This window comes from Archangium sp. Cb G35, assembly GCF_001896145.1.
GTDB lineage: Bacteria > Myxococcota > Myxococcia > Myxococcales > Myxococcaceae > Archangium > Archangium violaceum.
Map to the genome: position 1 here is coordinate 25,801 of NZ_MPOI01000012.1, position 26,007 is coordinate 51,807.

The following is a 26,007-nucleotide window of genomic DNA, read 5'->3' on the forward strand; positions in this document are numbered from 1 at the left end:
AGCAGAGGCCGGGCTTGCGCTTTTCATGCGCGATCCCGAGGGCTTACAGCAGGCCAGGTTCCTCCGGGCGAGCCAGGGAGTACAGTCCTCGGCATGCGAACGCGTATCGCGGCTCTCCTGCTCCTCCTTCCGCAGCTCGCTCTCGCCGGGGGCTTGCGGCTCGTGGCCGAGCTACCCGACGTGCGGTACACGAACGCCGCGAAGGTCAGCGCGCAGCGCTTCGTCCTCGTCGGCGTCACGTGGGAGCGCGACGCGAAGAACCGCCCCATCATGCCGCATTACGAGCTGTTCGATTTCCAGGAGCGCAAGGTCATCGACGTGCCCGTGCCGTTGCACCAACTCCCGAAGACGCACACCGACACGCTGGGCCGCACGAACCCGTCCGCGACCGTCGTCCATCACGACGGCCAGGTCACCTCGCTCACGTTCAACGCGACGCAGGGCTACTCGGCGGTGGCCACCTACTTCTGCCAGTACGACCACCGCACCAAGCGGTTCTCCGACCTCGTGCTGCTCGGCCCCTGGAACAACACCCAGTACGTCGAAGACATCGGGTTCGATCCGGCTGACACGTACTTCTATTACGCGTCCGCCGTGAACCCCGCGGGCAATGTGCTCAAGGGCGGCTACACCTCTTTCGAGCTCGCCCGCATCAACCTCGAGACGCGCGCCATCGACTGGACGATGAAGGTCGACTTTCCCAAGCGCGACAAGCCGATCAAGTTGGTGTCCGGTCCCAAGAAATTCAGCCCTGACGGCACGAAGCTCGCGCTCGTCGAGTACAACGACAAGGGCAACGAGCGCCAGCACCCCGCCAGGCCACAGCAACAAGTGCTCGTCATCGACATCCCGTCGAAGCAGGTGGACTCCTACCCCGCTCCGCTCACCACCTACGGCACGGCCTTCACGCCCAACAACCGCTACCTCCTGCTCGGCTCGAACGAGCTCGGAGACGTCATCCGCATCGACCTCGAGAAGAAGAAGATCGACGCGAAGACGAAGGGAATGAAGAAGGTCCACCACTTCGTGGTCACGCCGTCGGGAAGGAGCTTCCTGGTGGTTTCGAACACGCAGCAGATCTCACCGAAGGTCATCGAAGTGCGGCGCGTCTCTGACTTGAGCCTCCAGACGTCGATCCCGATGCGGATGCTCTTCCCCGGCAACGACGGCGTGGCGATGGAAGTCATGGCCGGACTCAACGGGCGGATGCTCATGACCCCGTTCGTCGACGAGAAGGGTTGGTCCAGCAAGAAGGGCGTGCGGCTGTACGAAGTGCCCGACGACGTGGATTCACCGGAAGTCGCAGGCAGCGCGGGCGGCGACTTGAAGATCGCCCAGGGGGTGGTCCTCGGCAAGCAGTACGCGGACAAGCAGGGTCTCCGCTACGTGGACTACCGGGTGGATCCCACCGCGACGTTCGAGCAGTTCGTGGTCGCGCCGGACGGCGACGTCCTCCTCATCGGAACGCTCAGCGGCAACACCGACGGCGATTACAAGCCGGGAAGGACGAAGCCGGTCGTCGCGCGGCTGGATCCGGCTGGCAAGCCGCGTTGGAGCAAGGTGCTCGTGAAGAAGGGCTTCCTCGACTACGAGGGCGGCACGGTCGCGGCGACGCCGGACGGTGGTTGCGTGGCCCAGATCGCGTCCTACGTCCACCCTGGCCGGCATCCGGTCACCCGGCTCGTGAAACTCGACGCGAAAGGGAAGGTCCTCTGGGACCACCACTTCCGCGGCGATGGCGGAGCCCGGACGCCGCTGGGCGACCATTTCTCACTGCTGCCCGACGGCTCGGTCTTGATCACCGGCCGGTACTACGACGATGTGAATGACAAGCAGAGGCACGACTGGAAGGCGGTTCTCGACCCGAACGGGCAGGTGGTGTCCGACGAGGTCTCGCCGTAACACTCATGCTTCGCGGAAAATCCTGAACGGAGACACCATGACTCAAATCAATTTGATGTCACCCGAAGTTCTCGCGAATCCCTATCCCTATTACGCGGAGCTGCGGCGCTCGAGCCCGGTGTGTCAGGTCGAGCCGCATGGCATGTGGGCGGTGTCCCGCTATGAGGACGTGCTCTTCGTTCTCAAGAACCCTTCCCTCTTCTCGTCGTCGGGTTTCACGGTGGCGTGGCAGCCGGCCTGGGTGGGCTACAACCCGATGGCCAATTCAATGATTACCCGGGATCCGCCGCAGCACACGCGGCTGCGCGCCCTGTTGCTGCGTGCGTTCGGACCCCCCACCATCGCCCGCTTGGAGCCCCGCGTGCGGGCCACCGCCGAGAGGCTCGCGAGCGGTCTCGTGGACGGGGCTGACTTCATCCATACGCTGGCGTTGCCCGTGCCCGCGTATGTCATCAGCGAGATCCTCGGGCTCGATCACCAGCTCCTTCCCTATTTCAAGCAGTGGTCCGATGACATCGTCGCGATCACTCCCTCCCCCGCGTCTCCCGAGGCCGCCGAGCGCATTCGCGGCACCATCGCGAAGCTGACCGCGTATGTGGGGAAGGTGATCGAAGAGCGGCGCCGCGCGCCCGCGGACGACACGGTGAGCGATCTGCTGCGCGCGGAGGTGGAGGGACAGCGGCTGACGGACGTGGAGATCAAGGACTTCCTCATCCTCCTCTTGATCGCGGGACTGGAGTCCACCACGAACCTCCTCGGCAACTCGCTCCTCTTCCTCGCCGACCATCCCGAGATGATGGCCCGCCTGCGGGCCGAGCCCTCACTGATTCCGCCGTTCATCGAGGAGATGCTCCGCTACGACGGCGTGGCGCCGGGGGTTCCCCGGCTCACGGCCAGCGACGTCACGCTCGCGGGAGTGACCATTCCGCAAGGCTCGATGGTGTTCCCGCTCATGTCCTCCGCCAATCGAGACGAGCGGAAATTTCCGGATCCGGATCGCTTCGACCTGAACCGGGGCTCTCAGGGCGGCCTCGCGTTCGGGCAAGGCGCTCATTTCTGCCTGGGTGCGATGCTCGCTCGGATGGAGGTGCGGATCGTCCTGGAGACGGTGCTCGCGCGCTTCCAGCGGGTGGAGCGGATGCCGGGGAACATTCAATACCAGTGCGCGCTCACGACGCGCGGGCCCGTCGCGCTGCCGCTCCGGTACATCCCCGCCGGCGGTTGAACCCCTTCTTGGCTCAATGCAGCGAGCCGCCCTTGGCGTCGACGAGGATGGCTCTGATCACCGCCTTGAGTGGGTCGACTACCCCCACTCCCCGCGAGGCGATGGTCTCGAAGCTCGGGTATTTCCGCTGGGGATTGAGCCTCTCCTCCAGCTCCGCCACGGGAAGCGCGTCGGGCAGATCCCTTTTATTGTAGGAATAGACACGAGAGACCTTCGCGGAGTCGTACCCCTCCGCGGCCAGGTTGCTCTCCAGCTCTTTCAGGCTCGACAGGTTGGCTTCGGCGCGATGCCTCTGCGAATCGGCGACGAAGATCACCCCGTCAACGCCTTTGAGAATGAGGCGCCTCGTGTACTCCGAGACCCCGTTCTCGAGCACGATGAACACGTGGATACGACACTTGAAACCACGAATTTCTCCCAGGCCCGGCGGCACGAAGTCGAAGAAGTCCGTTCGGCCCATTATCGTGGGCTGTGAGAGAAAAACCCCTCTTGGGGATGGGAGCTTGCTGCGTACGTATTGAAAGGAGGCCTTTTTGCCCGCCAGTTCAGGTCCGTCGTAGACGACCTTGATATTGATTTCCTTCGAAGAATGGTCGAGGAACATGGCTCGCGATTCCACGGATGGGTCAGTGTGCCCTTCCTGCTGCGCAGCTCCGCCTAGGATCCTACTCGCTGGACACCGGTGAGGCCGAGTTCTTCTATAGCCGGCCCAAGCAGCCCGCCCAGGCGGCAGGCCGCGGGGGCCCAGGCCCCCGTGTCAGGGTCGATGCGGCTCGTGAGGAAGAGAGGGAGCGGGCTCCCTTCCTTCCCAGGACTTCAGCGACTACGGGCTGAACATGCCGGTGAGCACGCTGGCGCTGCCTCGAGGCAGCGAGCGCTTGTGCGGGCTCGTCGCGAGATCCGAGCCGGGCTGGTACCAGCTCTGGATCTCCGCGAAGTACGTCTGGCCCGCCTGCAGCACGTCCGGGGGCAGGTACACGCTCTGGAGATCCGTGTGCAGCACCGCCACGCGCGTCGCGGTGGTGGAACCGTTGCTCGCGCCTAGCCGGTAGATGTTCACCACGTAGTTCGTGGCCGTGCCGGCCAGCGGCTTCGACCAGCGCAGCGAGGCGTCGGTCCCCACGCCCGTGAGGTTCTGGAACGCGCCGCGCGTGTTCACCAGGGGTGCCTGCACCGGCCCGACGAGGGGCTGCACGGGCGCGGCGGTGAACGCGCTCGCCACTTGCTCCACGCGGATGTCCACGCTCATGGTGTAGGGCGTCGCGGTTCCCAGCGCGTAGCTCTTCGTGAAGCCCGCGGCGGCGAGCGCCACCTTCTGCCACGTCGCCGGGAGCGGGTTGTTGTAGGTCATGCTCCCCGTGACGATGTCGGTCCGCTGCGCGTCAGGATTGAGCGTCACGAGCAGTGGCGGCCCGCTGATGGACGCGTGCGCCGAGCTCAGCGCGGCCGGCCGGGCGGACATCCAGATCTCGTTGTACGTGCTGACCGCGCCCGGGTTCACCTGGGTGCGCATGGCCTCGAAGGCCGAGCGTCTCCAGTCCACCGCGAAGGTGCCTGTCGCGACGGGCTGGGTGAAGGTGCCGCTGACGGTGACGGGCTGGCCCTCCACCTGCGTCATGCTCGTGTCGAGCACCTTGTGCATCGCGTGGTAGGGCACTCCATTCGCGCTCGTCTGCAACCGCATTTGCGCCAGCGAGAACACATCCCCGCGGCCGCTGTCGAGCAGCACCGGGTTGAGCATGTTGGCGTAATCGAAGCTCAGCCCGGAGAGCGACGTGGCGCCCGCCAGGGGGAGCCCCGTGGCACTGCCGTCGATGTAGCCGAACGCGCCCGGGTTCAACGAATACATGTCCAGGAAGTCCCCCGGCTGCCAGGGAGACAGGCTGGTGGCGGACACCGTCACGGGGGTAGGCAGCGAGGCGAAGGTGCCATCGCGGCCCCACTCCGTGGAGCCCAGATCGAACGCGCGGCCGGTGCTCACCAGGTAGCGCGAGCCCAGCTTCAGGTAGATGCGGCCGGAAGGGACATTCGGCACGGAGATGGTGCCGTCCACGGAGCCCGTGCCCGGATAGGCCGTGAACGCCCCGGTCGTCGAGTCCCGCGTGTATGCCACCACCGGCGTGGCGGACTGGTCGTTTGGCTTCGTCTCGTTGCCCGACGTGGCGACGAAGGTCACCGGGCTGATGCCGGTGACATGGGTGATCAGGCCTTGGGTGACCTGGGAGGTCGTGTCCGCCGACACGGAGGAGTCCACCGCCTCGGCCTCGTCGAGCCCCGCGCAGCCGACCCCTGTCATACCGACCAAGAGCCCGAGGGAAATCAATGATTTATGCATTGGAAGTGCAACCCTTTCGACGACGCCCTGAATGGCGCCGCGCAAGGAAATTCATACCGGATTGGTCTGACATTTCCGGGAGCACTTCGATTTCAATTTTCTCTCAAGGACTGTGAAAGCAAACGCGCTTGCCGGCGGGTGAGCCCGGCAACAGCCTCCGTCGAGCGCGCGCTCCTGGGAGCGAAGCTGGGCCGCGAGATGCTCGAGGCTGGCGAGATTTCCTGTTCGCCATCGCGGCGCGCAGCAGGTTATTGAACGACTTCTAGCCTGCCGAGTGGTACGACGAAAACCGACCTTCAAAGCGCGGCCTGCATAGGAGAATCGTATGAGTCTTCTGGTGCTATGTGAGTTCAGAGCACGAACCGATGGGGAGGCAGAGTTCCTGCGGGTGGCGCGGGCATTGGCATCCGCCGCTGCGACCGAGCCAGGAACGTTGCGCTACCAGTGGTTCGTCACGCAGAGGCCCGGTCATTACTCGATAATCGAGGAGTACGTCGACGCTGACGCGGCCGAAACGCATAACAACCATGTGGATTCACTGCTCCGCGAACTCTTTGCGGTGGCTGATCTGGTTTCGGTGTCATTCTACGGGGAACTCAACCCGTACTTGCGCGAGTGGATTTCCGGCCGCGAGGGAATCGCGGTCAATGTACCGTTGTGACGGTTGTCCCTCACCGCCGCATACAACCCTGTCCCCTCCGGGAGCCGCGGCTCGCGAAGATGGGCAGGGGCCGGGGCTGGAATGGGGGATCGACAGGACGTCGCGAACAAAGTAGGTTGCTCCTGCTTTTCAGCTTTCGGCATGTAATGCAGGAGGAACTCATGAAAGCCGCACATCTGGTCTTTGTTGGCATTCTGCTTCTGGGCACAGCCGCGTCTGCCGGGGAAAGAAAGAACGTCGAAGTCAAAACCTTCTGTCCGGTTTCGACCCTCTGTATTGCATCAGGCTCGATGGCTGGGGCTTACAATTCATCCGACTCGACCCAATTCATCGAGTGCGCGTTTCAGGTGAATGCCTCTTCGTCCGGTGTGTCTTACTATTTGAGATGCGATGCCAAGGATAGCACCGGCGCTACGGGGTGGTGCGAGGTTTCCAACGCTTCCCAGGCATACATCGATGTGATTCAAAAGCTCGCCGACACCGACGTCATTCAGTTTTCATACAACCCGGCCGACCACAAGTGCGTCGGTTTGGTGGTCAGGAAGGGCTCTGCACAGAACCCCCGGGGAATGTGAATGGGTTCACCTGGAAGGCCCAGCAATCTCGAGGGATTGCTGGGCTTTTCCTTTGTCCCCTGTTCCTCAGGCGGATGACTTGCGCTACAGCGCGACGGCCGGGAGGGCATCTCCCATCTCACCCGGGGCATCTCCGCGATGCGCCTTATCGCCGAGCCCGAGATGGCCATTCTCGTTGTTACCCCAGCACTTGACGCTGCCATCGTCGAGGGTGGCACAGGCGTTACCGCCAATCGTGAGCGACGTCGCGGTACGGCCCGTACCGAGGTTGATCCGAGGCAGCGCGTCGCCCATCTCGCCCGGGTCATCCCCCAGGGTGTCAAAGTAGCCGAGCCCGAGCGAACCCGAATGGCCGTTCCCCCAGCACTTGACGGTGGCGTCATCGAGGAGCGCACACGTGTGAAAGTTGCTCATGTCGAGCGCTACCGCGGTCCGCCCCGTACCCAGGTTGACTGGAGGCAGCATGTCGCCCATTTCCCAAGGGGATTCCCCGCGGAGTGACATATCGCCGAGCCCGAGCTGGCCAAAGCCGTTGAAACCCCAGCACTTGACGGTGCCGTTATCGAGGAGCGCGCACGTGGAAGCCCCACCAGCGGCGAGTGCCTTCGCGGTCCGCCCCGCGCCGAGGTTCACCACGGGCAATGCGTCGCCCATCTCTCCGCGACCATCTCCGCGGTCCCGCGTATCTCCGAGCCCGAGCTGGCCAGTGCCGTTCGCACCCCAGCACTTGACGGTGCCATCGTCGAGGATTGCACACGTGTGAAGATCACCGGCGGCGAGCGCCCTCGCGGTCCGCCCACTGCCGAGGTTCACCATGCGCAATTCGTTGCCCATCTCTCCGGGACCATCTCCGCGGTCCCGCGTATCGTTGATCCCGAGCTGGCCAAAGCTGTTGCTACCCCAGCACTTGACGTAGCCCTCGCCGAGGATTGCACACGTGTGAAGATCACCGGCGGCGAGCGCCCTCGCGGTCCACCCACTGCCGAGGTTCACCGGGGGCAGCGCGTCACCCATCTCTCCGGGATTATCTCCGCGGTTCTGCCTATCGCCGAGCCCGAGCTGGCCATCCTCGTTGAAACCCCAGCACTTGACCGCGCCACTCTCGAGGAGCGCGCAGGTGGAGCTCAGACCGAGGGCGAGCGTCTTCACCTTCTGACCCGTGCCGAGGCTGACGAATGGGAGGAAGCCGCCCATCTCATTGGGGCCGTCCCCACGGTTGCCAACATCCTCGAGCCCGAGCTCGCCCCGGCTGTTTGCCCCCCAGCACTTGACGCGTCCATCCGGGAAGAGCGCGCAGGTGTGCATCATCCCGACGAAGACCCGCTTCGTGCCAGAGGCACGGATGATGACGGCGACCGACGCGGTCGCGGTTGCTCCGTGGGTGTCGGACACCTGGTACTCGAAGCCGGCGGCGCCCGCGAACCCGGGCGCCGGCGTGAACCTCACGTCGTCACCTTCGAGCTCGACCGTGCCGTTGCGCGCGTTCTCGACCAGGCTCACCGACAGCGGATCGCCGTCCCCATGCCTGTCATTGGAGAGGAGTGCCGCCACCGGGATGCGCAGCTCGACGTCCTCGTCGGCGAAGACTGAATCGAAGACGGCATCGGGAGCGTCCTGCACGGGGTTGACGGTGACGGTCACCTTCTCGTACCAGTTGGTGCTGACCCCGTCGCTGACCCTGTACTCGAACGCCGCCGTCCCGAAGAAGTCCGCCTCTGGCCTGAAGGTGACGTTGCCGCTGGCAAGCTCCACCGTGCCATGAGTGGCCCTGGCAACTTCCACCACCGAGAGGGTGTCGCCCTCGGCATCGGTGTCGTTGGCGAGGAGCGTAGCAGCCGGAATGACCAGCAGGGTGTCCTCATCCGTGCTCGCGGTATCCGCGACGGCCACGGGAGTGTCGTTCACCGGGTTGACGGTGACGATCACCTTCCCAGTGCTGGTGCTGACCCCGTCGCTGACCCTGTACTCGAACATCGCCATCCCGAAGAAGTTCGCCTCCGGAGTGAAGATGATGTTGCCGTCGGCCAGCCACGCTCGGCCATGCTCGGCCGCGACGGTTCCCACCACCCCGAAGATGTCGCCCTCGACATCAATGTCGTTGGCGAGGAGCGTGGCCGCCGGAATGACCAGGACGGTATCTTCGTCGGTGCTCGCGTCATCCTCGGAGGCAACGGGCGCGTCGTTCACCCGGTTGACGGTGACGGTCACCTTCCCAGTGCTGGTGTTGGTCCCATCGCTGACCGTGTACTCGAACGTCGCCGTCCCGAAGAAGTCCGCCTCCGGGGTGAAGGTCACGTTGCCGCCAGCAAGCTCCACCGAGCCATGAGTGGCCGTGCCGGCCGCAGACACCACGAGGATGTCTCCCTCGGCATCCGTGTCATTGGCGAGGAGCGTGGCCGTCGGGATGACCACGGCCGTATCCTCGTCCGTACGCGCGGCATCGCCGGAGGCCACGGGAGCGTTATTCTTGGGGTTGACGGTGACGGTCACCGTCGCAGTGCCGAGACCCGGCCCATCGCTGACCCTGTACTCGAACGTCGCCGTCCCGGTGAAGTTCTTCTGCGGAAGGAAGGTGACGTTGCCACCGGACAGCATCACCCGGCCATGGGTGGCCGAACCCACTCCAGCCACCACGAGGGCGTCTCCATCCGCATCCGTGTCATTGGCGAGGAGCGTGGCCATCGGGATGACCAGCTCGGCATTCTTGTCGGTGCTCACGGTATCGGCGACGGCGACGGGAGCGTCGTTCACGGGGCGGATGGTGACCGACACCGTCCCGGTGTCAGTCAGGCGTCCATCCCCTACCGTGTACGCGAACGTCGCCGTCCCGGAGAAGTCCGCCTCCGGGGTGAAAGTGACCTTGTCGCCGGCCAGCACCACGGTGCCATGGCTCGCCGCGCCAACGGAGGTGACAGTGAGGGAATCACCGTTCGCGCCGGTGTCGTTGTGGACGAGCCACGCGCCTGTCATCTCCAGGGCGGTGTCCTCGTCGGTCGTCGCCGAGTCGCTCATCGCGACCGGGGCCTTGCCGCCACATGCGGCGAGGGCGACGGAGACAAGGAGAATGGAGACTCGAATGTTGGGGAAGAATCCCCAGGGGTGGGCGATCTGCATCCAGCCACCGTATGGGGGCAAAGACCCAGGTGTAAACGAATGAGTTGCATTTGCAACAACACCCGGAGTCGCGGGCGGCGCCCTTCAGACGCCGCGGCGCAGGTGCAGGAGGGGGAACGGACGGCCCGCATCATCCGTCTCCGAGCGGCCGACGACCTCGAAGCCGAGGCGGGCGTAGAAGGCCCGTGCGCCGGGGTTCTGCTCGTTGACGTCCACCGTCAGCACCGGATGCAGGGCCGCGGCGTGGTCGACCAGCGCCCGCCCGAGTCCGCGACCGTGAGCGTCTGGATGCACGAACAGGCTGTCGATCTTGTTCCCCGTCATGCCGAGAAAGCCGCACACGGTTCCCCGCTCATCCGTGGCCAGCTCGAACGACGCGGTGGACACGTAGGCCCGGACCTGCGGCCGCAGGGCGTCGATGTCAGCTTCGGTCAGGAAGTCGTGGGTGGCGCGCACGGCCGCCTCCCAGATCTCCAACAGCCGGGGCGCGTCCACGGGCGTCGCGGGGCGGATGGTCGGGATCGTCATGGGCTCCACGAAAAAACAAGGCGCTCGCCGAATCCTTGGAGTGCATCCGGCGAGCGCCTCTCAACGCACCGTGACCGCACGGCGCGTGAACTCGTTTCTACCCCAACAATCACTCGGATTGCACGTCGAGCGCCCCACCCACGGTGCTCACCTCGACGTCGTGCTCCCCGTTGCCGTACTTCTTCGAGGAGGAGCCCAGGCTCACATCGCGCCCGTTGAAGGTGCCGCCCACCGAGGAGAACTGCACGTTGGCGCCCGCGCCCTTCGGCAGCTTCAGCTTCACATTGCCGGACACGGTGCTCACCTCGGTGTCCGCGAGCGACTCGGGTACCAGCTCCACGTTGCCACTCACCGCGGCCACCTCGAGATTGCCCCGCGAGCCCTTCACCGACACGTCACCGGCCACCACCGACACCTCCTGCTCGCCCGCCACGCCGGACACCTTCACCGGCGCGTTCACCGAGCTCGCCTCCAGCGAGGAGTCGCGCGGGACCTTCACCACGAAGTGCGTCTCCGGCGGGTTGTTGCAATTGGACAGCTTCTTCGAGCACGAGCCGCAGCACATGCGCACCGTCACCTCGTCCCCGTCCTGCTCCACCTGGAGGGGGTACTGGGCGCGCTCGGCCTCGCCGCCCTTCTGCGTCGCCTCCACCGATACCGTCTTCCCGGCCACGGCCTCCACCTGGATGGAGCCGTTGACGTTGGAGACGCTCACCTTCGGTGAGCCATCCGTCTCGAACTGCCAGGACTGCGGGGCGGGCGTGGCGGCAAGGATCAGCAGCAGGGCGAAATTCACGGCGATGGCCTCGTAGGAGAAGGTTGTCCCCCTCCCCTACGGGCCTTCGGAAAAACGATTTCACCCGCCCCGCGCGACCCGCCGGTACAGCACATCGTGCCGGCGCACCAACCGCTCCAGGGACAACTCACGCTCCACGAAGGCACGTGCCTCGGCGCCCATGCGGCGGCCCAGCTCCCGGTCCGCCAGCAGCGTGCAGAAGGCCTCGGTCATGGCCTGGGGCCTCAGGGGCGGCACCACCAGGCCCCGAATCCCGTCCGCCACCAGCTCCGGGTTGCCGCCCACCCGCGTCACCACCATGGGCAGCCCCGCCGCCATGCCCTCCATCACCGCGTTGGACATGCCCTCGGCCGTGGAGCACAGCACGCCGAAGTCCGCCCGCGCATACACGGCCGGCACGTCCGCCCGGTGTCCCAGGAAGTGCACCGTGTCCGTCAGCCCCAGCGAGCCCGCCAGCTGCTCCAGCTCCGCCCGCCGCGGGCCATCCCCCACCAGGAAGGCGTGCAGCGTCTGTCCCTTGAGGCGCACCATCGCCAGCGCCCGCAGCAGATCCTCCTGCCGCTTCACCGGGTGGTTCATGTTCGCCACGTGCACCACCACCGGCGCACCCCGCGTGTCCGGCAGCGGCGCCTTCAGCCCCTCGCGCACCCGCGCGTGGAAGCGCGTCAGATCCAGGCCGTTGGGGATGACGGACACCCGCTCCGGAGGCAGCCCCTCCTCCTCCACCAGCATGCGGCGGATGGCCTCGGCGTTGCCCACCACGTGGTCCGCCATGAGCGTGAGGCTGCGCAGCAGCGCCCTCCGCGCCGTCCCGTGCCAGTGCGCCAGATCCAACCGCCCGACGATCACCTTCGTCCCCGCCATCTTCGCCGCGGGTACCACCAGCATCGTCGAGTAGAAGTCGTGCGCGTGCACCAACTCCACCCGCTGGGTGCGGAACCACCGCGCCAGCCGCAACACCTGCAGCGCCGAGTTGGGCCGCGCCAGCGAGCCATTCAGGGGGAACACCTCCGGCGCGAAGCCGAGCTTCAGCACCGACTCCATCAACGGCCCCTGGTCCTGCAGCACCGCCAGCTGCACGCGATAGCTGGGCGGCAGGCCCCTCAGCAACTCCACGACCTGGACTTCCGTGCCTCCAATGTGGAACGACTTGGTGAACTGCACCAGGCGCAGGGGTTCCTCCGCCATCCGTACTTCTTCACGCCGCATGGTTGGAGCCCTCCCAGCTCGCGACCAGCCGACCCTTGACCTCTGGAACCTTCGACGACTCCTCCGCCTCCTGCGCCCGGGCGATGCGCTGCGCGCAGGCCGCCAGGCCGAACAGCACGTACAGGTGCGCGGAGAGGATGTAACCGGCGAACAACTGGCAGATGAGGTAGCCCGCCATCGAGGTCGCCAGGCCTCGGGCCAGCCACCCCACCCGTGGGTTGCGCGAGGCCTCGAAGGCACCTCCCGTCGCGCCCCCGGCGAACAGCAGGAAGAGACCCAGGCCCAACCAGCCCAGCTCTCCAATCACATCCAGGAAGACGTTGTGCGCCACGTAGGCGCGCGTGGCCTGGGGCGGCGCGTACAGGTGCCAGGCGTAGCGGAAGGCCCCCACGCCCACGCCCAGCAGCGGCTTGTCCAGGCTGATACGCGACGTCACCTGCCACGCGTACACGCGGCCCATGGCCGAGGCGTCCTCCTGGAAGGTGGCCACCGTCTGGTTGCGCTCCCAGTAGCTCTTGGGCGCGAACACCGCCAGGCCCAGCGCCAGCGCCACGCCCAGCAGCACCGAGCGCAGCTTCTTCTGCTCACGCATCGCCCACAGCGCCATGGCCACCGACAGGCCGATGAAGCCACCACGCGAGTAGGTGAAGACGATGGCCACCACCGCCATGGCGATGGCCACCGCGCACGCCGCGCGCCACAGCCAGCCGCTCTCCTTGCGCGCCAGGAAGGCCACCGCCAGCGGCACCACCAGCGCCAGGTTCATCGCCGAGCGGTTCGGGTCCGCGTATACCTCCACCCAGTGCGCGCGGTAGCCCTCCACCAGCGTCTCGGGCGTGCCGGTGAAGTAGGTATGGATGACGCCCTGTGACGTCACCATCGAGGCCACCACCAGGGCCCCACACACCACCGCCAACCGCCTGGGCGTGGTGACCACGTTCACCAGCGTCAGGTAGATGGCCGTCAGCTTCAGCAGCTCGACGGCCGTGAAGCGGCTCACCTCCGGATTCACCGACCACATCACCGAGGCCAGCGCCAGCCCCGCGAAGCACAGCAGCGCCACCCCGCGCAGACCATCGAAGTAGAGCGGCTCCGCGCGCCCCACCCGCCTCAGCGCCATGAACCCCGCCGCCAACCCCGATGTCAGCAGCGCCAGCCGCAACGGCGCCAGCGCGGGTATCCACGCCTGCGGCACCATGTACAGCAGCGCCGCGAAGGCGGTCAGCGCATAGAAGGACACCACGTCCCGGCGTTCCGCCTTGTCGCCCAACCCCATCCCGTCCTCCTCCCGCCCAGCCCGGAAGTACCTTCCGTTCGTCAGCTCGGAAACACAGGCTTCATGGGTACAGCTCCATGAACGCCTCTATCCGCTAGCAGCCAACATGCCAGCGGCTCATTCCGGCAAAGGCCCGTGGATCCAGGCCCTTAGCGATCAGGGGGGACAGTACCCACGGGAGGTGGGACTGAAAGGATTACGGCTCTCCGCCTTCGATGGGCAGGAGAACGGAGGCGATGGGATTCAACCTGCCCTCCTGGAGGAACGACGGAGCGAGCTCCTCCAACAACCGGGCAAGCGTCGCCCCCACCAGGCGGCGCAGCTCGGGCCGCGCGGACTCGGGCACCGCCGGCTCCAGCACCGCCACCGCGCGCTCGGCCACGTCCTTTCGCAGCCGCGGGGCCTCCGGAGTGCCCTCGAAGAGCAGCGCGCCCAGCTCGTCCCGCCGTGCCGAGGGCACCGGCCTCGGCCCCACCTTGCCCTCCAGCAGGGCCAGGGCCACGGCGGCGGCGAAGAAGCGCTCCACGCCCAGCACGCGCGGCTCCACGCCAAAGAGCGCCAGCACCTCGTGCGCCTTCTTCCCCGTGCCCCCGAGCAGCGCGCCCAGCAGCGCCACCTGGGCCTCCGCGCGCGCCAGAACCTCCTCGCTGGCCGCCAGCTCGCGCCTCGAGCGGAAGGGCACCGGCTCCGCTCCGGGCACCTTCAACGTGCGGCGCGGGCGCTTGCGGCGCAGGGCCTCGACGGCGGTGGCCTCCTCCGTGAAGAGCAGCGGCAGGCCCTCCACCTGCGCCAGCGGCTCCTTCATCAGCCGGTCCGCGCGGAACTTGAGCGCCAGTGTCAGGGAGAAGCCCACCTGGAAGACGCGCCGCGTCTCCGTGTCGCGCACCACCTGCGCGGCCCGCCCGGGGTCTCCTCCCGTCAGGTGCTCCAGGCCCAGCAGCAGGTAGTCGCGCACCATCTCGCCCACGCGGCGGATGGCGTCCAGGTTCCCGGGGTCCTCCACCTCCGCCACCAGCGTGGCGTTGGCCAGGTAGCGCAGCTCGCCCTCCAGGTTCTCCCGCTCCACGTCCTCCAGGGCCCGGAAGGCGGCGTCCAGGTAGTCCGGCTGCGCCTTCGTGGCCACCAGCGCCGCCACGGCCGCCGGCGCCGGCCCGGTCCCCGTGTCCACCCGGCTGAAGAGCCGCGCCGCCTCCTCCAGCGAGGGGAAGCCCAGGTCCTGCAACCGCCCCGTGCGGAAACGGTAGGCCGTCTCCTCCAGCTCGCCCGGCACCTCCCAGCGCGTGGCCTCGAGGAAACGCACCGCCTCGAAGGGGTTGTCCGCGATGAGGTCGTTGAGGATGGAGCGCATGGCCGCCAGCTCCGGGCCCTCCACGCCCTTGAACTCCACCAGGTAGCGGCCCTCGGGCGTCTCCAGCGTCACGCCCTCCACCAGCACGTCCGGGTTCTCCTCCAGATCGTGGATGAGGGTGAACTCGCGCACCAGCAACTCGAAGACCTCGGCGTCCACCTTGCGCAGCTTGCGCAGGAAGTCCCCGGCCTCATCCCCCCGCGCGGCACGCAGCCACGTGAGCACCTGGTGCGGCTCCACCTGGTCCTTCTTCCACCCGCCCAGGTCCACGAAGGTGAGGAACTGCTCGGGCGAGGCCAGTTGGACGAGCTCGGTCGAGTCCGCCAGCCCCACCTCCATGATGGTGAAGTACAGGTCCTCCGCGGGCAGCGAGCGCACCAGCGCCCGCGCGTCCCGCGACTCGATGAGGGCATCCAGCCGCCGCTTCGCGGGGAGTGACGCGAGCTGCCGCCGCAGCGTGCTCAGCGCCTGCTGGATGTCACTGCCGTTGCCCTTGCTTCCATTTCCGTTGGACACGGCGCGTGCCTACCACACTGGCGGCACGGCCGGGGGCTCAGGCCGTCAGGGTGTTCAGCAACGCGTCCCACACCTCGTCGAAGCCCAGCTTCTCCGTGGCCGAGAACGCCATCACCGCCTCCCGGGGCAGGGACAGCTCGTCGGCGATGGCCTGCAGGCGCGGCTTGCGGCGGGCCTTGGGCATCCGGTCGATCTTCGTGGCGACGACGAGGATCTGCCGGCTGGACTCCTGCAGGTAGTCGAGCGTCTGGAAGTCGTCCGGGGTGGGCCCCACCTCGGCGTCGATGATGCTCACCACGATCTTCAGATCCCGGCGCTTCTCCAGGTACGAGGTGATCATCTTCTGCCACTCGGCGCGCTCGGTCTTGCTCACCTTGGCGAAGCCGTAACCGGGCAGGTCCGCGAAGCGGACGGTGTGGCGCTTCGTGCCGCGCTCCACGTCCACGTCGAAGAAGTTGAGCGCGCGGGTGCGGCCGGGGGTGTTGGAGACGCGCACCAGCTTCCTGCGGCCGGCCAGCGCGTTGATCATGGAAGACTTGCCCACGTTCGAGCGGCCCACGAAGGCCACCTCGGGGGCGAGGGTGGTGGGGTAGCCCTTGGGCTCCACCGCCGTGGTGATGAAACGGGCGTCGAGAATCTTGATCACGCTATTTCTTCTTCGCGGGCTCGGACGAGGGGCTCTCGGCCCGGGCCGACTTGCCGGTGCGCGCGGCCGACCAGTGGTCGATGGCCTTGAGCGACTCGACGAAATTGAACGGCTTGAGCGATGGGGAGGACGCGTCGTGGCAGTTGCGGCAGGCCTTCTCCGAGGGGTCCACCAGACCCACCAACCGGGCCAGCTCGGCGTCCTTCATCACATAGTTGGGCGAGTAGTACTGACCACCGCCGTGGCACGTCTCGCAGGTGACGTGGCTGACGCCCTGCGAGGCCTGGTCCGGCGCGTGGCAGGACAGGCACCGCGCGTCCTTGCGCTGGGCCTCGGAGAGCGAGTCCCCCGCCCGGGCGTGCTTGGACTGCATCCAGGCGTCATAGGCCGCCGGGTGGCAGCCCTTGCAGCTCTCCGGGCCGAGGAAATCGGCGGCCAGGGCGGCGCCGGAGAGGGACAGGGCAGCGAGGGCGAGGGACAGGAGCCAGGAGCCGCGAGCGCGCATCGGCCGGGTCACTAGCAGACGACCCCCCAGGGGGCAAGGCGGAGGTGCGAAACCTGGCGCTCTTGTGACCTCCCGGACGAAGCGGGGGGAGCTTGAGGCGGTGCGGGGGGATCCGTTACACCGGAAGGATGAGAACGATCGCCATCGTCGCCGTGCTCCTCGCCGCCGCGCCCGTGGTGGCTAAACCCTGGCAGGGAGTCGAACCCGGGCAGACCAAGAAGGAGTTGCTCATCCAGAAGTTCGGAGAGCCCTCGCGCACCGTCACCACCGAGGGCAAGGAGATCATCGCCTACTTCGACCAGAAGGCCATCAAGGGCACCAAGCAGGTGCAATTCAAGGTGGATCCGGGCACGCAGCTCGTCGAGCGCATCGACGTCTTCCCCGGCCCCGTCATCGACAAGGAGTCGGTGGAGAGCACGTACGGCAACGCCTGCCCGGCGGGCAAGGCACCGGCCGGCCCCTGCTACCAGAAGAAGCTCACCGACGACTTCCGCACCTACATGCTCTACGCGAAGCTCGGGCTGGCCGTGTTCCTCAACGAGGACGGCAAGACGGTGCACTCCTTCATCTTCACGCCCCAGCCGGCCGGGAAGTAGGCCTCGCGCGTGGACATCTACGGACTGACCGGGGGCATCGCCTCCGGCAAGAGCACCGTGAGCCGGATGCTGCGCGAGCTCGGTGCCCAGGTGCTGGACGCGGACGTCATCGCCCGCGAGGTGGTGGAGCCGGGCACCCCCGGGCTCCAGGCCGTGGCCGAGCGCTTCCCCGGGGTCCTGGACGCGGACGGCCGTCTGGACCGGGCGAAGCTGGGCATGCGTGTCTTCGGGGACGCGACGGAGCGCGCCGCCCTCAACGCCATCCTCCACCCGCTCATCGGCCAGCAGTTCCTCCTGCGCACCCAGGCCCTGGCGGAGTCGGGGGTGGAGCGGGTCATCTACGATGCCCCCCTCCTCATCGAGAACCGGCTGCACGAGGCCATGAACGGGGTGGTGCTGGTGTGGGTGCCCCGCGAGGTGCAGAAGGCCCGGCTGATGGGGCGTGACGGCCTGGACGAGGCGGCGGCGGAAGCCCGGCTGGCCGCCCAGCTACCACTCGATGAGAAACGCCAGCATGCGACCTGGCTGGTGGACAACTCGGGAGATCTGGGGACAACCCGGGCCCGGGTGGAAGAGGTGTGGCGCGCCATAGTCGCGCGCGGCTGAGGGCCGGGTATGCTCCGCCGCCCATGAGCGAGAAGCGCAAGGAGCCCCGAGGCAAGGCCGGGACGTACTTCATCACCGGCTACCCCGGCTTCATCGGCAAACGGCTGATCGAGCACATCGTCCGCGAGGAGCCCAAGGCCCATGTCTATGCCCTGGTGCAGCCCAAGCACCTCAAGGAGGCGCAGAAGCTCGCCTCCCGGCTGCAGGGCACCGGGGCCACGCTGGAGCTGCTGACCGGCGACATCGTGGACATGCACCTGGGCCTGTCCGGCGAGGAGTACCAGCGGCTGTGCGAGCGGGTGACGCACATCTACCACCTGGCCGCCGTCTTCTACATGGGCGTGCCCAAGGAAACGGCCTGGCGCATCAACGTGGACGGCACGCGCAACGTGCTGGAGCTGGCGCGCGACTGCGAGCACCTGCGGCGCTTCAACCACTTCTCCTCCTGCCACGTCTCCGGTGACCGCGTGGGCGTCATCGCCGAGGACGAGCTGGACTGCGGCCAGGACTTCCGCAACGTCTACGAGGAGACCAAGTTCCAGGCGGAGAAGCTCGTCCAGCGCGCCGCCGCCACCGTGCCCACCACCATCTTCCGCCCGTGCAGCGTGGTGGGGGACTCGCGCACGGGGGAGATCGACCGCTTCGAGGGCCCCTACTACCTGGGCATCCTCCTGGTGACGAGCCCGCTGGTGGTGCCGCTGCCCCTGCCCGGCAATGGCGTGGCCCCGCTCAACGTGGTGCCGGTGGACTACGTGGTGAATGCCGTGTGGGCGCTGTCCCACGACGAGCGCGCCGTGGGCCGCACCTTCCACCTGGTGGACCCCAACCCGATGAGCGCCCGCCGCGTCTACGAGCTCATCGCCGAGAAGGCCAACAAGAAGCTGCCCCGCTTCAACCTCTCGGCCCGCGCCGCGGACGTGATGATGCGCCTGCCCGTGCTCGAGAAGCTGGCCCGCCCCCAGCGCGCCGCCCTCAGCTACGTCAACCACCTGGCCATCTACAACTGCCACAACACCCTGGAGCTGCTGGACGGCACCGGCATCCGCTGCCCTCCCCTCTCCTCGTACCTGGATCAGCTCGTGGCCTACGTGCGCGAACAGTACCGCCAGCGCCGCGAACAGGCCTCCGAGGTGGAGGATCCGCTCGACCGCACCCCCACTCCTCCCCCGGATGAAGAATCGGGCGCCCAGGCCCGTCGGAGCCGCTAGCCATGCACTTCCCCCTCTCCCGCTTCCTCTTCGTGCCCCTGGCCGCCGTGCTCGGCACGGGCTGCCTGGTGACCTCCAACCCCGACCCGACGCCGGATGATCCGTGCGATCCCAACCCCTGCACCCAGGGCGACAAGACCCTGTGCGTCAACGAGGCGGGCAACGCGCGCTGTCTGTGCAAGCAGGGCACCATCCTGCGGCCCAACGGCACGTGCGAGCCCATCTCCACCCTCAACTGCCCCGAGCACCCCGGCGACAGCTCCGAGCCGGATGACTGCCTCACCCGCGCCGTGACGATCGCCTCCGACGTCACCACGCAGCGCCAGCAGAGCATCGAGCCGGTGGGCGACTACGACTTCTTCCGCGTCGACGGCAAGCTGCGCACCGTCTACAGCGTCACCGTGGAGCCCGGCGCCGGCACGCTCCTGCCTCGCCTGGATGTCTTCGATCAGGGCGGCCAGTGGATCTCCTCGAAGGACGGCCGGCCCAAGGCCCAGGTGGGTTTCAAGGCCCGCGCCACCGCGCCCTACTACGTGCGCGTGAGTCACTCGCCGTTCGATCCGTCACCCGGCACCGGCCTGTACGCCCTCAGCCTCACCCCCGTGGGCGAGGACGTGCACGGCGACAGCCCGGCGGAAGCCACCACCATCGTCCCGGACGTGGCCGGCACCTCCTCGCCGACCGACCGCGACGGGCGCCTCGAGTACGAGCAGGACGAGGACTGGTTCGCCATCGCCGTCACCAAGGACGTCCTGTACCGGATCGAGTTCGACACCAGCCGCGTGGTGCCCTCCATGGCCGGATTCACCAAGGAGGACGTGAAGACGCCCTTCTACACGTGGAAGAACTCGTTCGTGGAGATCCGCGCGGCCAGCACCACCACGCTCTACCTCGTCATGTACGCGGACGAGGGCGTGACGGGGAACTACGGCTTCCGCGTGTTCCGCTTCTAGCTAGCGGATGGCGATGATGTCCTGGTCCAGCAGCCGGGCCAGGACGCGCAGCGTGTCCAGCCGGGACATGCCGGAGACGGAGAAGAGGGCCTCGAAGCTGAGGCTCCCGTCGATGCGCGACAGCAGGAAGCCCGCGCGGGGATCCAGGCTCAGCTTCATCAGCTCCGCCATGCGCAGCTTGAGCGTGGGCACCCGCTTCAGGTCCCCCAGCTTCGCCTCCAGCGAGACCTGGAACTGGCGCACGCAGCGCTCACGCGCCGACGCCAGCCGCGCATCACCCGGCGCCAACTGCTCGGCCTTGCGCAGCAGCTCCATCGCGCTCGTCACGTCTCCGAGCGCGAGCAGATCCTCCACTCCCTGCAGCAGCGTGGGCAGTTCCTGGCGCGGAGCCGCCTGGGGCACGGGCGCGGGCGTCCGCGCGGGCGCGGCGACGGGCCGGGCAGCCACGGGCGAGGGCGTGACGGCCTTCGCGGCCACCGGCGCGGGCGCGGGCGCGACGGCCCGGGCGGCAACAGGCGCGGGCGTGGCCACGGGCGCAACGGGCCGGGCGGCCACCGGCGCGGGCGCGACAGGCCGGGCGGCCACGGGCGCAACGGGCCGGGCGGCCACGGGCGCGGGCGCGACGGGCCGGGCGGCCACGGGGGCGGGGGCGGGGGCGGGGGCGGCCGGCTTGGGAGGCTCGGGCTCGGAGAGGAAGGCCAGCACGTCGGCGGTGATGTGGCGGCCCTCGGGCGCCACCTCCTGCTCGTCCAGCAGGACCACGCTCACCTCCAGCACGGGCTGGGGTGCCGCGGACTCCGAGGCCAGCGGGGGGACGGACGCGAGTGACATGGGCCTCACGGCCGGTGGCGGCACCGCCGTGACCGATCCGGCGACACGCGAGCCCTCACCCTTCGTGAGCCACTCCCTCGCCCGGTGGTTGCCCGGATCATGCTTCAGGGCGCGCGCGAACAGGGTCCGCGCGCCCGCAGCGTCCCCGCCCAGCTGCAGCCAGAACCCCGCTTCGATGAGCTGGTTGGCCTGGAGGACATCGTGGCCCGGATCGATACCAGGGGAAGCTTGAGGCGCGATCATCGGGAACCTCTGGAACGGAGCCCCTTCGGGGGAATTCAGGAAACCGGCAAAACCTCCGGAAATCCTAGGCATCCACCCGCATCGCGTCAAACGCTATTAGCGGATTTTTTCAGACACAATGTAGCCGCTCGTGCGACAAACACCCTGAAGTACTTCGGGGAGCACACGCCTGACGAACCAGGGTGCACTCCCCGAAGAAGAACGGCGGCGGTGGGCGATCAGGCCTTGAGGGCGCGCTCGAGGATGCGCACGCCGTGGTCCAGGTCGTCGTTGGCGACGGTGTAGGCCGGGGCGAAGCGGATGGTCTTCTCCCCGGCGGCGTTGACGAGCATGCCCAGCTCGCGGCACTTCGCGATGGAGGGCGCGGCGTCCTGGAAGAGCTCCACGCCCACCAGCAGGCCCATGCCGCGGGCCTCCTTGATGACGGTGGGCAGGCGGCTCTGGAGCTCGCGCAGGCGCGAGAGGAAGTACTCGCCCTTCTGGGCCACGTCGCGGAGCATCTGCGGCTCGGTCACCTTGCGCACGACGACGTTGGCGGCCGCGGCTGCGACCAGGTTGCCGCCGAAGGTGGAGCCGTGGGTGCCCGGCACCAGGCTCTTGCCAGCCTCCTCGGTGCACAGCATGGCGCCAATGGGCAGGCCGTTGCCGAGCGCCTTGGCCAGGCTGATGGCGTCCGGGAGGATGCCCTCGTGCTGGAAGGCGAAGACCTTGCCGGTGCGGCCCATGCCGGTCTGGATCTCATCCACGAGCAGCAGCAGGCCCTTCTCGTCGCACAGGGCGCGCAGGGCCTTGAGGAAGCCCGGGGGCGCCTGGCGCACGCCGCCCTCGCCCTGGATGGGCTCCACGAGGATGGCGGCGGTGTGCGGACCCACGGCCTTGCGCACGGCCTCCAGGTCCCCGTAGGGCACGTGGGTGAAGCCGGCGGGCAGCGGCTCGAAGCCCTTGTGGTACTTCGGCTGGCCGGTGGCCGTGACGGTGGCCAGCGTGCGCCCGTGGAAGGAGTTGTGGAAGGAGATGACCTCGTAGCGGTCCGGGTTGCCCCGGTCCTTCTGGACCTTGCGGGCCAGCTTGAGGAGGGCCTCGTTGGCCTCCCCGCCCGAGTTGCAGAAGAAGGCGCGATCCAGGCCCGCGGCGGCGGTGAGCCGGCTGGCCAGCTCGATCTGCGGCTCCGAGAAGAACACGTTGGAGACGTGCCAGAGCTTCTCGAGCTGGGCCTTCACGGCGACCACCACCTCCGGGTGGCAGTGGCCGAGCCCGCACGTGGCGATGCCGCTGATCAGGTCCAGGTACTCACGCCCCTCCGCGTCCCAGACGCGCGAGCCCAGTCCGCGCTCCAGCACGACAGGCTGCTGCTTGTAGTTCTGCAGGAGGTGGGCCTTGGCCTTGTCCATCCACTCCTGGTTCTTGCCCGTGGTGGAGTCCTGAGGGGCGGCGGAGTCGGTCTTGGCGGTTCTTGTCGGCGTGGTGAGCGGCACGTGGGCTCCTGGGTGTGACTAGAGGATGTAGCGCGACAAGTCCTCGTCCTGGACCACGGAGGCGAGGCGCTCGCGCACGTAGGCGGCGTCTATCTGTAGATCCTTCGGTCCCTGCTCGCTTGCGTTGAAGGATACATCGTCGAGCAGCCTCTCCAGAACCGTGTGCAGCCGCCGCGCGCCGATGTTCTCGGTGCGCTCGTTGACGGCCTGCGCAATGCGGGCGAGCTCCAGAATGGCATCGTCGGAAAAATCCAGACGCACGCCCTCGGTGGCCAGCAGCGCGGTGTACTGGCGGATGAGGGAATTGCGCGGCTCGCGGAGAATGCGGACAAGGTCCTCGCCACTGAGCGGATCCAGCTCCACGCGGATGGGGAAGCGGCCCTGGAGCTCGGGGATGAGATCGCTGGGCTTGGAGACGTGGAAGGCGCCCGCGGCGATGAAGAGCATGTGGTCCGTCTTCACCTGGCCGTACTTGGTGTTGACGGTGGAGCCCTCGACGATGGGGAGGATGTCGCGCTGGACGCCCTCGCGGGACACGTCCGGGCCGGAGCCCTTCCCCGCCCCCTCGCGGCTGGCGATCTTGTCGATCTCGTCGATGAAGATGATGCCGCCGGTCTCGGCGCGCACGAGCGCCTCGCGGTTGACACGGTCGGTGTCCACCAGCCGGGCGGCCTCCTCCTGCTCCATGAGCCGGAGGGCCTCGGGAGCGCGCACCTTGCGCCGACGCGAGCGGTTCATGCCGGGCATGTTCTTGAAGAGATCCTGCAGGTTGACGCCGATCTCCTCCATGCCCTGGCCGGAGAAGTTGCGCAGGAAGGTGGGCGAGTTGCCCTCGGCGAGCTCCACCTCCACCTCCTGGTCGTCGAGCGTGCCGGCACGCAGCTGGGCGCGGAGCTTCTCGCGCTCCATGTCCCCGAGCCGGGGCGCGGCGGGCGTGGGCGGAGGCGCCATGAAGCCGATTCCACCGGAGGGACGCGAGGGCGCGTTGCCGGAGAGCAGCTGGGCCAGCCGGTCCTCGGCGATCTCGATGGCGCGCTCGCGCACCTTCTCCATCTCCTCGTCGCGCACGAGCGCGATGGCGGACTCGACGAGGTCGCGCACCATGGACTCGACATCGCGGCCCACGTAGCCGACCTCGGTGAACTTGGAGGCCTCCACCTTGACGAAGGGAGCCTGGGCGAGCTTCGCCAGCCGGCGGGCGATCTCCGTCTTCCCCACGCCGGTGGGGCCGATCATGATGATGTTCTTGGGGTGGATCTCATCGCGCAGCTCCTCGGGGACCTGCTGGCGGCGCCAACGGTTGCGCAGCGCGATGGCCACCGCGCGCTTGGCGGCGTTCTGTCCGACGATGTAGCGGTCCAGCTCGCCCACCACCTCGCGGGGGGTGAAGGCGGGGATCTTGCGTCCGTTGCTCACGGTGATGCCCCCTCAGAGCTCTTCGATGGTGATGTTGGAGTTGGTGTAGACGCAGATGTCGGCGGCGATCTGCATGGCGTGGGTGGCCACCTCACGCGCGGGCAGTTGCGTGTGCGTCATGAGCGCGCGGGCGGCGGCGAGCGCGTAGGAGCCCCCGCTGCCCACGGCGGCGATGCCATGGTCTGGCTCGATGACGTCGCCCGCGCCGGAGAGGATGAAGGTCTTCTCGCGGTCGGCCACGACGAGCAGGGCCTCCAGGCGGCGGAGGAAGCGATCGGTGCGCCAGTCCTTCCCGAGCTCGACGCAGGCGCGGGCGAGGTTCTTCTGGTGCTCCTTGAGGCGGGCCTCGAAGCGCTCGAAGAGGGTGAAGGCATCGGCGGTGCTGCCCGCGAAGCCGGCGAGCACGGAGCCGTCGCCGATGCGGCGGACCTTCTTCGCCGTGTTCTTCATGATGGTCTTGTCGAGACTGACCTGACCGTCACCGGCGATGACGACCTTCGCATCTCGGCGAACACAGAGGATGGTGGTGCCGTGGAACATGTCTGGGGGTTTAACAAGTGGACGCGGACGTTTCCACGATTCCCCGAGCAGCTGTTCTCCCCTTCACCCTGACCCCGGGATACGTGGAACCCTCACCCCGTCCCTCTCCCGAGGGGAGAGGGGAAATCTGGCGCGAGGGGAACTCAGGCCCTCGGATGCGCGGCGTCGTAGACCTGCTGGAGCTGCTCCCAGCTCACGTGCGTATACCGCTGCGTGGTGGACAGGCTCGCGTGGCCCAGCAGCTCCTGGATGCTGCGGATGTCCGCCCCTCCCCCGAGCAGGTGCGTCGCGAACGAGTGACGCAGCGCGTGCGGGCTCACCTTGCGCTGCAACGCGCACTGCACCACGTACGTGTCCAGGTGCCTCCCGATGCTCCGCGGCGTCAGCCGGCCTCCCCGGTAGTTGAGGAACACCGCCTCCGCGTCCTGCCCCTCTCGCGGCACCGCGAGCAGCTCGCCCCGGCGCGCCAGGTATGCCTCCAGCGCCCGGATGGCCTGCGCGTTCACCGGGCACAGCCGCTCCTTGCTGCCCTTGCCCATCACCCGGATGATCCGCCCGCTCCGGTCCACGTCCAGCAGGTTCAGCCCGCACAGCTCGCTGATGCGCAGGCCTCCGCCATAGAGAATCTCGAGAATCGCCCGGTCCCTCAGCCCCAGCACCGTCTTCTGCGACGGCATGTCGAGGATCGCGAACAGCTCGTCCACCGGCAGCACCTTGGGCAGGCTCTTGGGCAGCTTCGGGCTCTTCACCAGCTTCGCCGGGCTGCCCGGCAACAGCTTCTGCCGCACCAGGTACTTGTAGAAGCTCTTGATGCTCGCCAGCCGCCTCGAGCGGCTCGATGGCGCGAGGTCCACCGCCAGCGTCCCCAGGTACCCACGGATGGCCGCGTGCGAGGCCGACAGCAGCGACAGCTTCATCCGCTCGGTCAGGTAGCGCTCGAAGTCCACCAGATCGATCAGGTAGTTGCGCACGGTGTGCGGGCTCGCGCCCTTCTCGTCATGGAGATGGACGCGGAACTTCTCCAGCAGTGGCGACAGCTCGGCGGTGCTCATGGGCGGCCCCAGCGTAGACCCAACCGGGCCGCCCGCAAGCTTCTCACGGCTCGGGCTCCCATGCTCTCCACGGGCGGTGGAACAGGTAGGGGATGCTCCGCCCCTCCTCATCCACCTGGACGAAACGCTCACTGCCCGAGGGCTCGGACGGCAATCGCTTGTACGTATCTCCACAGCCGCACACGTAGATGAACTTCTCAGGGTCACGCGCGTCGACCCTCACTTCGTAGTCCCGTTGGCCACACGCGCCCTTCCGGCAGGATGGCCAGTCCGGCTTCCACCGGCTGAGCACCCAGGAAAGCCCTTTGAAGAGCACATAGGGAACGCCCAGGCACAGCGAAGACGCCACGAGGCCCTCATGCACCCCGTGGCTGAACCCGAGCACCAGGCCCGTCAAGATTGCCCCAATGGGCCAGAGGATGACGATGAGCTCGATGAGCGTCATCGTCCC

General features: G+C 67.6%; 24 protein-coding genes. 8 read left to right on the forward strand and 16 right to left on the reverse strand.

The genetic code is table 11. The features are described from left to right. Positions 1 to 93 precede the first annotated feature (93 nt). A complete protein-coding gene (locus BO221_RS32930) occupies positions 94 to 1,902 on the forward strand; it encodes a hypothetical protein (protein ID WP_073564838.1) in 1,809 nt (602 codons plus the stop codon). A gap of 37 nt (positions 1,903 to 1,939) precedes the next feature. Beyond that, entirely contained in the window at positions 1,940 to 3,127 is a 1,188-nt protein-coding gene (locus BO221_RS32935) for a cytochrome P450 (RefSeq protein ID WP_073564839.1), read from the forward strand. 13 nt (positions 3,128 to 3,140) lie between these two features. Here BO221_RS32935 and BO221_RS32940 read toward each other — a convergent pair whose 3' ends face one another. Then, a complete protein-coding gene (locus tag BO221_RS32940; RefSeq protein WP_073564840.1) occupies positions 3,141 to 3,731 on the reverse strand; it encodes an ATP/GTP-binding protein in 591 nt (196 codons plus the stop codon). Between the two features lie 219 nt (positions 3,732 to 3,950). Further along, the gene (locus tag BO221_RS32945) at positions 3,951 to 5,462 is read right to left on the reverse strand and encodes an ABC transporter substrate-binding protein (RefSeq protein ID WP_073564841.1); all 1,512 of its coding nucleotides are present in this window, start codon (positions 5,460 to 5,462) and stop codon (positions 3,951 to 3,953) included. A gap of 325 nt (positions 5,463 to 5,787) precedes the next feature. On the opposite strand from BO221_RS32945, the gene BO221_RS32950 reads away from it, so the two are divergent. Together BO221_RS32950 and BO221_RS32955 are read left to right on the forward strand one after the other, a co-directional pair. After that, positions 5,788 to 6,123, forward strand: a complete 336-nt coding sequence (locus BO221_RS32950) for a putative quinol monooxygenase (RefSeq protein ID WP_073564842.1) — start codon at positions 5,788 to 5,790, stop codon at positions 6,121 to 6,123. Positions 6,124 to 6,284: 161 nt separating this feature from the next. Beyond that, positions 6,285 to 6,698 (forward strand): hypothetical protein, encoded by a 414-nt coding sequence (locus BO221_RS32955; RefSeq protein ID WP_143195817.1) that lies wholly within the window; start codon positions 6,285 to 6,287, stop codon positions 6,696 to 6,698. Positions 6,699 to 6,782: 84 nt separating this feature from the next. Here the strand turns inward: BO221_RS32955 and BO221_RS32960 are convergent, their stop codons facing one another. The 8 genes from BO221_RS32960 to BO221_RS32995 all read right to left on the reverse strand — a co-directional run bounded on the left by BO221_RS32960 (position 6,783) and on the right by BO221_RS32995 (position 16,636). Then, positions 6,783 to 9,812 carry an Ig-like domain-containing protein gene (locus BO221_RS32960; RefSeq protein ID WP_073564844.1) on the reverse strand — a complete coding sequence of 1,010 codons (3,030 nt, stop codon included), beginning with the start codon at positions 9,810 to 9,812 and terminating at the stop codon, positions 6,783 to 6,785. An 84-nt stretch (positions 9,813 to 9,896) separates the two neighbouring features. After that, positions 9,897 to 10,340: an acetyltransferase gene (locus tag BO221_RS32965; protein WP_198956240.1), complete on the reverse strand. Its 444-nt coding sequence runs from the start codon at positions 10,338 to 10,340 to the stop codon at positions 9,897 to 9,899. 109 nt (positions 10,341 to 10,449) lie between these two features. Then, positions 10,450 to 11,136, reverse strand: coding sequence for a DUF4097 family beta strand repeat-containing protein (locus BO221_RS32970; RefSeq protein WP_233166356.1), 687 nt, complete (start codon positions 11,134 to 11,136; stop codon positions 10,450 to 10,452). A gap of 60 nt (positions 11,137 to 11,196) precedes the next feature. Continuing rightward, on the reverse strand, positions 11,197 to 12,345 hold the full coding sequence (locus BO221_RS32975; RefSeq protein WP_073564845.1) for a glycosyltransferase: 1,149 nt from the start codon (positions 12,343 to 12,345) through the stop codon (positions 11,197 to 11,199). Then, positions 12,335 to 13,621 carry an O-antigen ligase gene (locus tag BO221_RS32980; RefSeq protein WP_073564846.1) on the reverse strand — a complete coding sequence of 429 codons (1,287 nt, stop codon included), beginning with the start codon at positions 13,619 to 13,621 and terminating at the stop codon, positions 12,335 to 12,337. The genes BO221_RS32975 and BO221_RS32980 overlap by 11 nt, the downstream gene beginning before the upstream one ends. Positions 13,622 to 13,817: 196 nt before the next feature. After that, the gene (locus BO221_RS32985; protein WP_073564847.1) at positions 13,818 to 15,485 is read right to left on the reverse strand and encodes a DUF6178 family protein; all 1,668 of its coding nucleotides are present in this window, start codon (positions 15,483 to 15,485) and stop codon (positions 13,818 to 13,820) included. A 37-nt stretch (positions 15,486 to 15,522) separates the two neighbouring features. Then, a complete protein-coding gene (yihA, locus tag BO221_RS32990; RefSeq protein ID WP_073564848.1) occupies positions 15,523 to 16,131 on the reverse strand; it encodes a ribosome biogenesis GTP-binding protein YihA/YsxC in 609 nt (202 codons plus the stop codon). Between the two features lies 1 nt (position 16,132). After that, positions 16,133 to 16,636 carry a cytochrome c3 family protein gene (locus BO221_RS32995; RefSeq protein ID WP_073564849.1) on the reverse strand — a complete coding sequence of 168 codons (504 nt, stop codon included), beginning with the start codon at positions 16,634 to 16,636 and terminating at the stop codon, positions 16,133 to 16,135. Positions 16,637 to 16,764: 128 nt separating this feature from the next. Here BO221_RS32995 and BO221_RS33000 point away from each other — a divergent pair, with 128 nt between their 5' ends. The 4 genes from BO221_RS33000 to BO221_RS33015 are packed head-to-tail and all read left to right on the forward strand — an operon-like array spanning position 16,765 to position 19,999. Further along, positions 16,765 to 17,232, forward strand: a complete 468-nt coding sequence (locus tag BO221_RS33000) for a hypothetical protein (protein ID WP_073564850.1) — start codon at positions 16,765 to 16,767, stop codon at positions 17,230 to 17,232. Between the two features lie 9 nt (positions 17,233 to 17,241). Further along, positions 17,242 to 17,838, forward strand: coding sequence for a dephospho-CoA kinase (gene coaE, locus BO221_RS33005; RefSeq protein ID WP_073565132.1), 597 nt, complete (start codon positions 17,242 to 17,244; stop codon positions 17,836 to 17,838). A gap of 23 nt (positions 17,839 to 17,861) precedes the next feature. Then, positions 17,862 to 19,046, forward strand: a complete 1,185-nt coding sequence (locus tag BO221_RS33010) for an SDR family oxidoreductase (protein ID WP_198956241.1) — start codon at positions 17,862 to 17,864, stop codon at positions 19,044 to 19,046. A gap of 2 nt (positions 19,047 to 19,048) precedes the next feature. After that, positions 19,049 to 19,999: a hypothetical protein gene (locus BO221_RS33015; RefSeq protein ID WP_073564852.1), complete on the forward strand. Its 951-nt coding sequence runs from the start codon at positions 19,049 to 19,051 to the stop codon at positions 19,997 to 19,999. On the opposite strand, the gene BO221_RS55565 is transcribed toward BO221_RS33015, so the two are convergent. From BO221_RS55565 to BO221_RS33045, 6 genes are all read right to left on the reverse strand, one after another. Next, positions 20,000 to 21,073: a hypothetical protein gene (locus BO221_RS55565; protein ID WP_073564853.1), complete on the reverse strand. Its 1,074-nt coding sequence runs from the start codon at positions 21,071 to 21,073 to the stop codon at positions 20,000 to 20,002. It lies immediately after the preceding gene. A 218-nt stretch (positions 21,074 to 21,291) separates the two neighbouring features. Continuing rightward, on the reverse strand, positions 21,292 to 22,464 hold the full coding sequence (locus BO221_RS33025) for an aspartate aminotransferase family protein (protein WP_143195856.1): 1,173 nt from the start codon (positions 22,462 to 22,464) through the stop codon (positions 21,292 to 21,294). Between the two features lie 102 nt (positions 22,465 to 22,566). Continuing rightward, positions 22,567 to 23,964, reverse strand: coding sequence for an ATP-dependent protease ATPase subunit HslU (hslU, locus tag BO221_RS33030; protein WP_073564855.1), 1,398 nt, complete (start codon positions 23,962 to 23,964; stop codon positions 22,567 to 22,569). A gap of 12 nt (positions 23,965 to 23,976) precedes the next feature. Beyond that, the gene (gene hslV, locus BO221_RS33035) at positions 23,977 to 24,504 is read right to left on the reverse strand and encodes an ATP-dependent protease subunit HslV (protein WP_043391523.1); all 528 of its coding nucleotides are present in this window, start codon (positions 24,502 to 24,504) and stop codon (positions 23,977 to 23,979) included. Between the two features lie 143 nt (positions 24,505 to 24,647). Continuing rightward, positions 24,648 to 25,556: a tyrosine recombinase XerC gene (locus BO221_RS33040; RefSeq protein WP_073564856.1), complete on the reverse strand. Its 909-nt coding sequence runs from the start codon at positions 25,554 to 25,556 to the stop codon at positions 24,648 to 24,650. A gap of 43 nt (positions 25,557 to 25,599) precedes the next feature. Further along, positions 25,600 to 26,001, reverse strand: a complete 402-nt coding sequence (locus tag BO221_RS33045; protein WP_073564857.1) for a hypothetical protein — start codon at positions 25,999 to 26,001, stop codon at positions 25,600 to 25,602. Positions 26,002 to 26,007 lie beyond the last annotated feature (6 nt).

Coding starts and splice junctions, on each gene's coding strand:
- BO221_RS32930 (WP_073564838.1), top strand. CDS start 94: ATGCGAACGCGTATCGCGGCTCTCCTGCTCCTCCTTCCGCAGCTCGCT.
- BO221_RS32935 (WP_073564839.1), top strand. CDS start 1,940: ATGACTCAAATCAATTTGATGTCACCCGAAGTTCTCGCGAATCCCTAT.
- BO221_RS32940 (WP_073564840.1), bottom strand. CDS start 3,731: ATGTTCCTCGACCATTCTTCGAAGGAAATCAATATCAAGGTCGTCTAC.
- BO221_RS32945 (WP_073564841.1), bottom strand. CDS start 5,462: ATGCATAAATCATTGATTTCCCTCGGGCTCTTGGTCGGTATGACAGGG.
- BO221_RS32950 (WP_073564842.1), top strand. CDS start 5,788: ATGAGTCTTCTGGTGCTATGTGAGTTCAGAGCACGAACCGATGGGGAG.
- BO221_RS32955 (WP_143195817.1), top strand. CDS start 6,285: ATGAAAGCCGCACATCTGGTCTTTGTTGGCATTCTGCTTCTGGGCACA.
- BO221_RS32960 (WP_073564844.1), bottom strand. CDS start 9,812: ATGCAGATCGCCCACCCCTGGGGATTCTTCCCCAACATTCGAGTCTCC.
- BO221_RS32965 (WP_198956240.1), bottom strand. CDS start 10,340: ATGACGATCCCGACCATCCGCCCCGCGACGCCCGTGGACGCGCCCCGG.
- BO221_RS32975 (WP_073564845.1), bottom strand. CDS start 12,345: ATGCGGCGTGAAGAAGTACGGATGGCGGAGGAACCCCTGCGCCTGGTG.
- BO221_RS32980 (WP_073564846.1), bottom strand. CDS start 13,621: ATGGGGTTGGGCGACAAGGCGGAACGCCGGGACGTGGTGTCCTTCTAT.
- BO221_RS32995 (WP_073564849.1), bottom strand. CDS start 16,636: ATGCGCGCTCGCGGCTCCTGGCTCCTGTCCCTCGCCCTCGCTGCCCTG.
- BO221_RS33000 (WP_073564850.1), top strand. CDS start 16,765: ATGAGAACGATCGCCATCGTCGCCGTGCTCCTCGCCGCCGCGCCCGTG.
- BO221_RS33010 (WP_198956241.1), top strand. CDS start 17,862: ATGAGCGAGAAGCGCAAGGAGCCCCGAGGCAAGGCCGGGACGTACTTC.
- BO221_RS33015 (WP_073564852.1), top strand. CDS start 19,049: ATGCACTTCCCCCTCTCCCGCTTCCTCTTCGTGCCCCTGGCCGCCGTG.
- BO221_RS55565 (WP_073564853.1), bottom strand. CDS start 21,073: ATGATCGCGCCTCAAGCTTCCCCTGGTATCGATCCGGGCCACGATGTC.
- BO221_RS33025 (WP_143195856.1), bottom strand. CDS start 22,464: ATGGACAAGGCCAAGGCCCACCTCCTGCAGAACTACAAGCAGCAGCCT.
- hslV (WP_043391523.1), bottom strand. CDS start 24,504: ATGTTCCACGGCACCACCATCCTCTGTGTTCGCCGAGATGCGAAGGTC.
- BO221_RS33040 (WP_073564856.1), bottom strand. CDS start 25,556: ATGAGCACCGCCGAGCTGTCGCCACTGCTGGAGAAGTTCCGCGTCCAT.
- BO221_RS33045 (WP_073564857.1), bottom strand. CDS start 26,001: ATGACGCTCATCGAGCTCATCGTCATCCTCTGGCCCATTGGGGCAATC.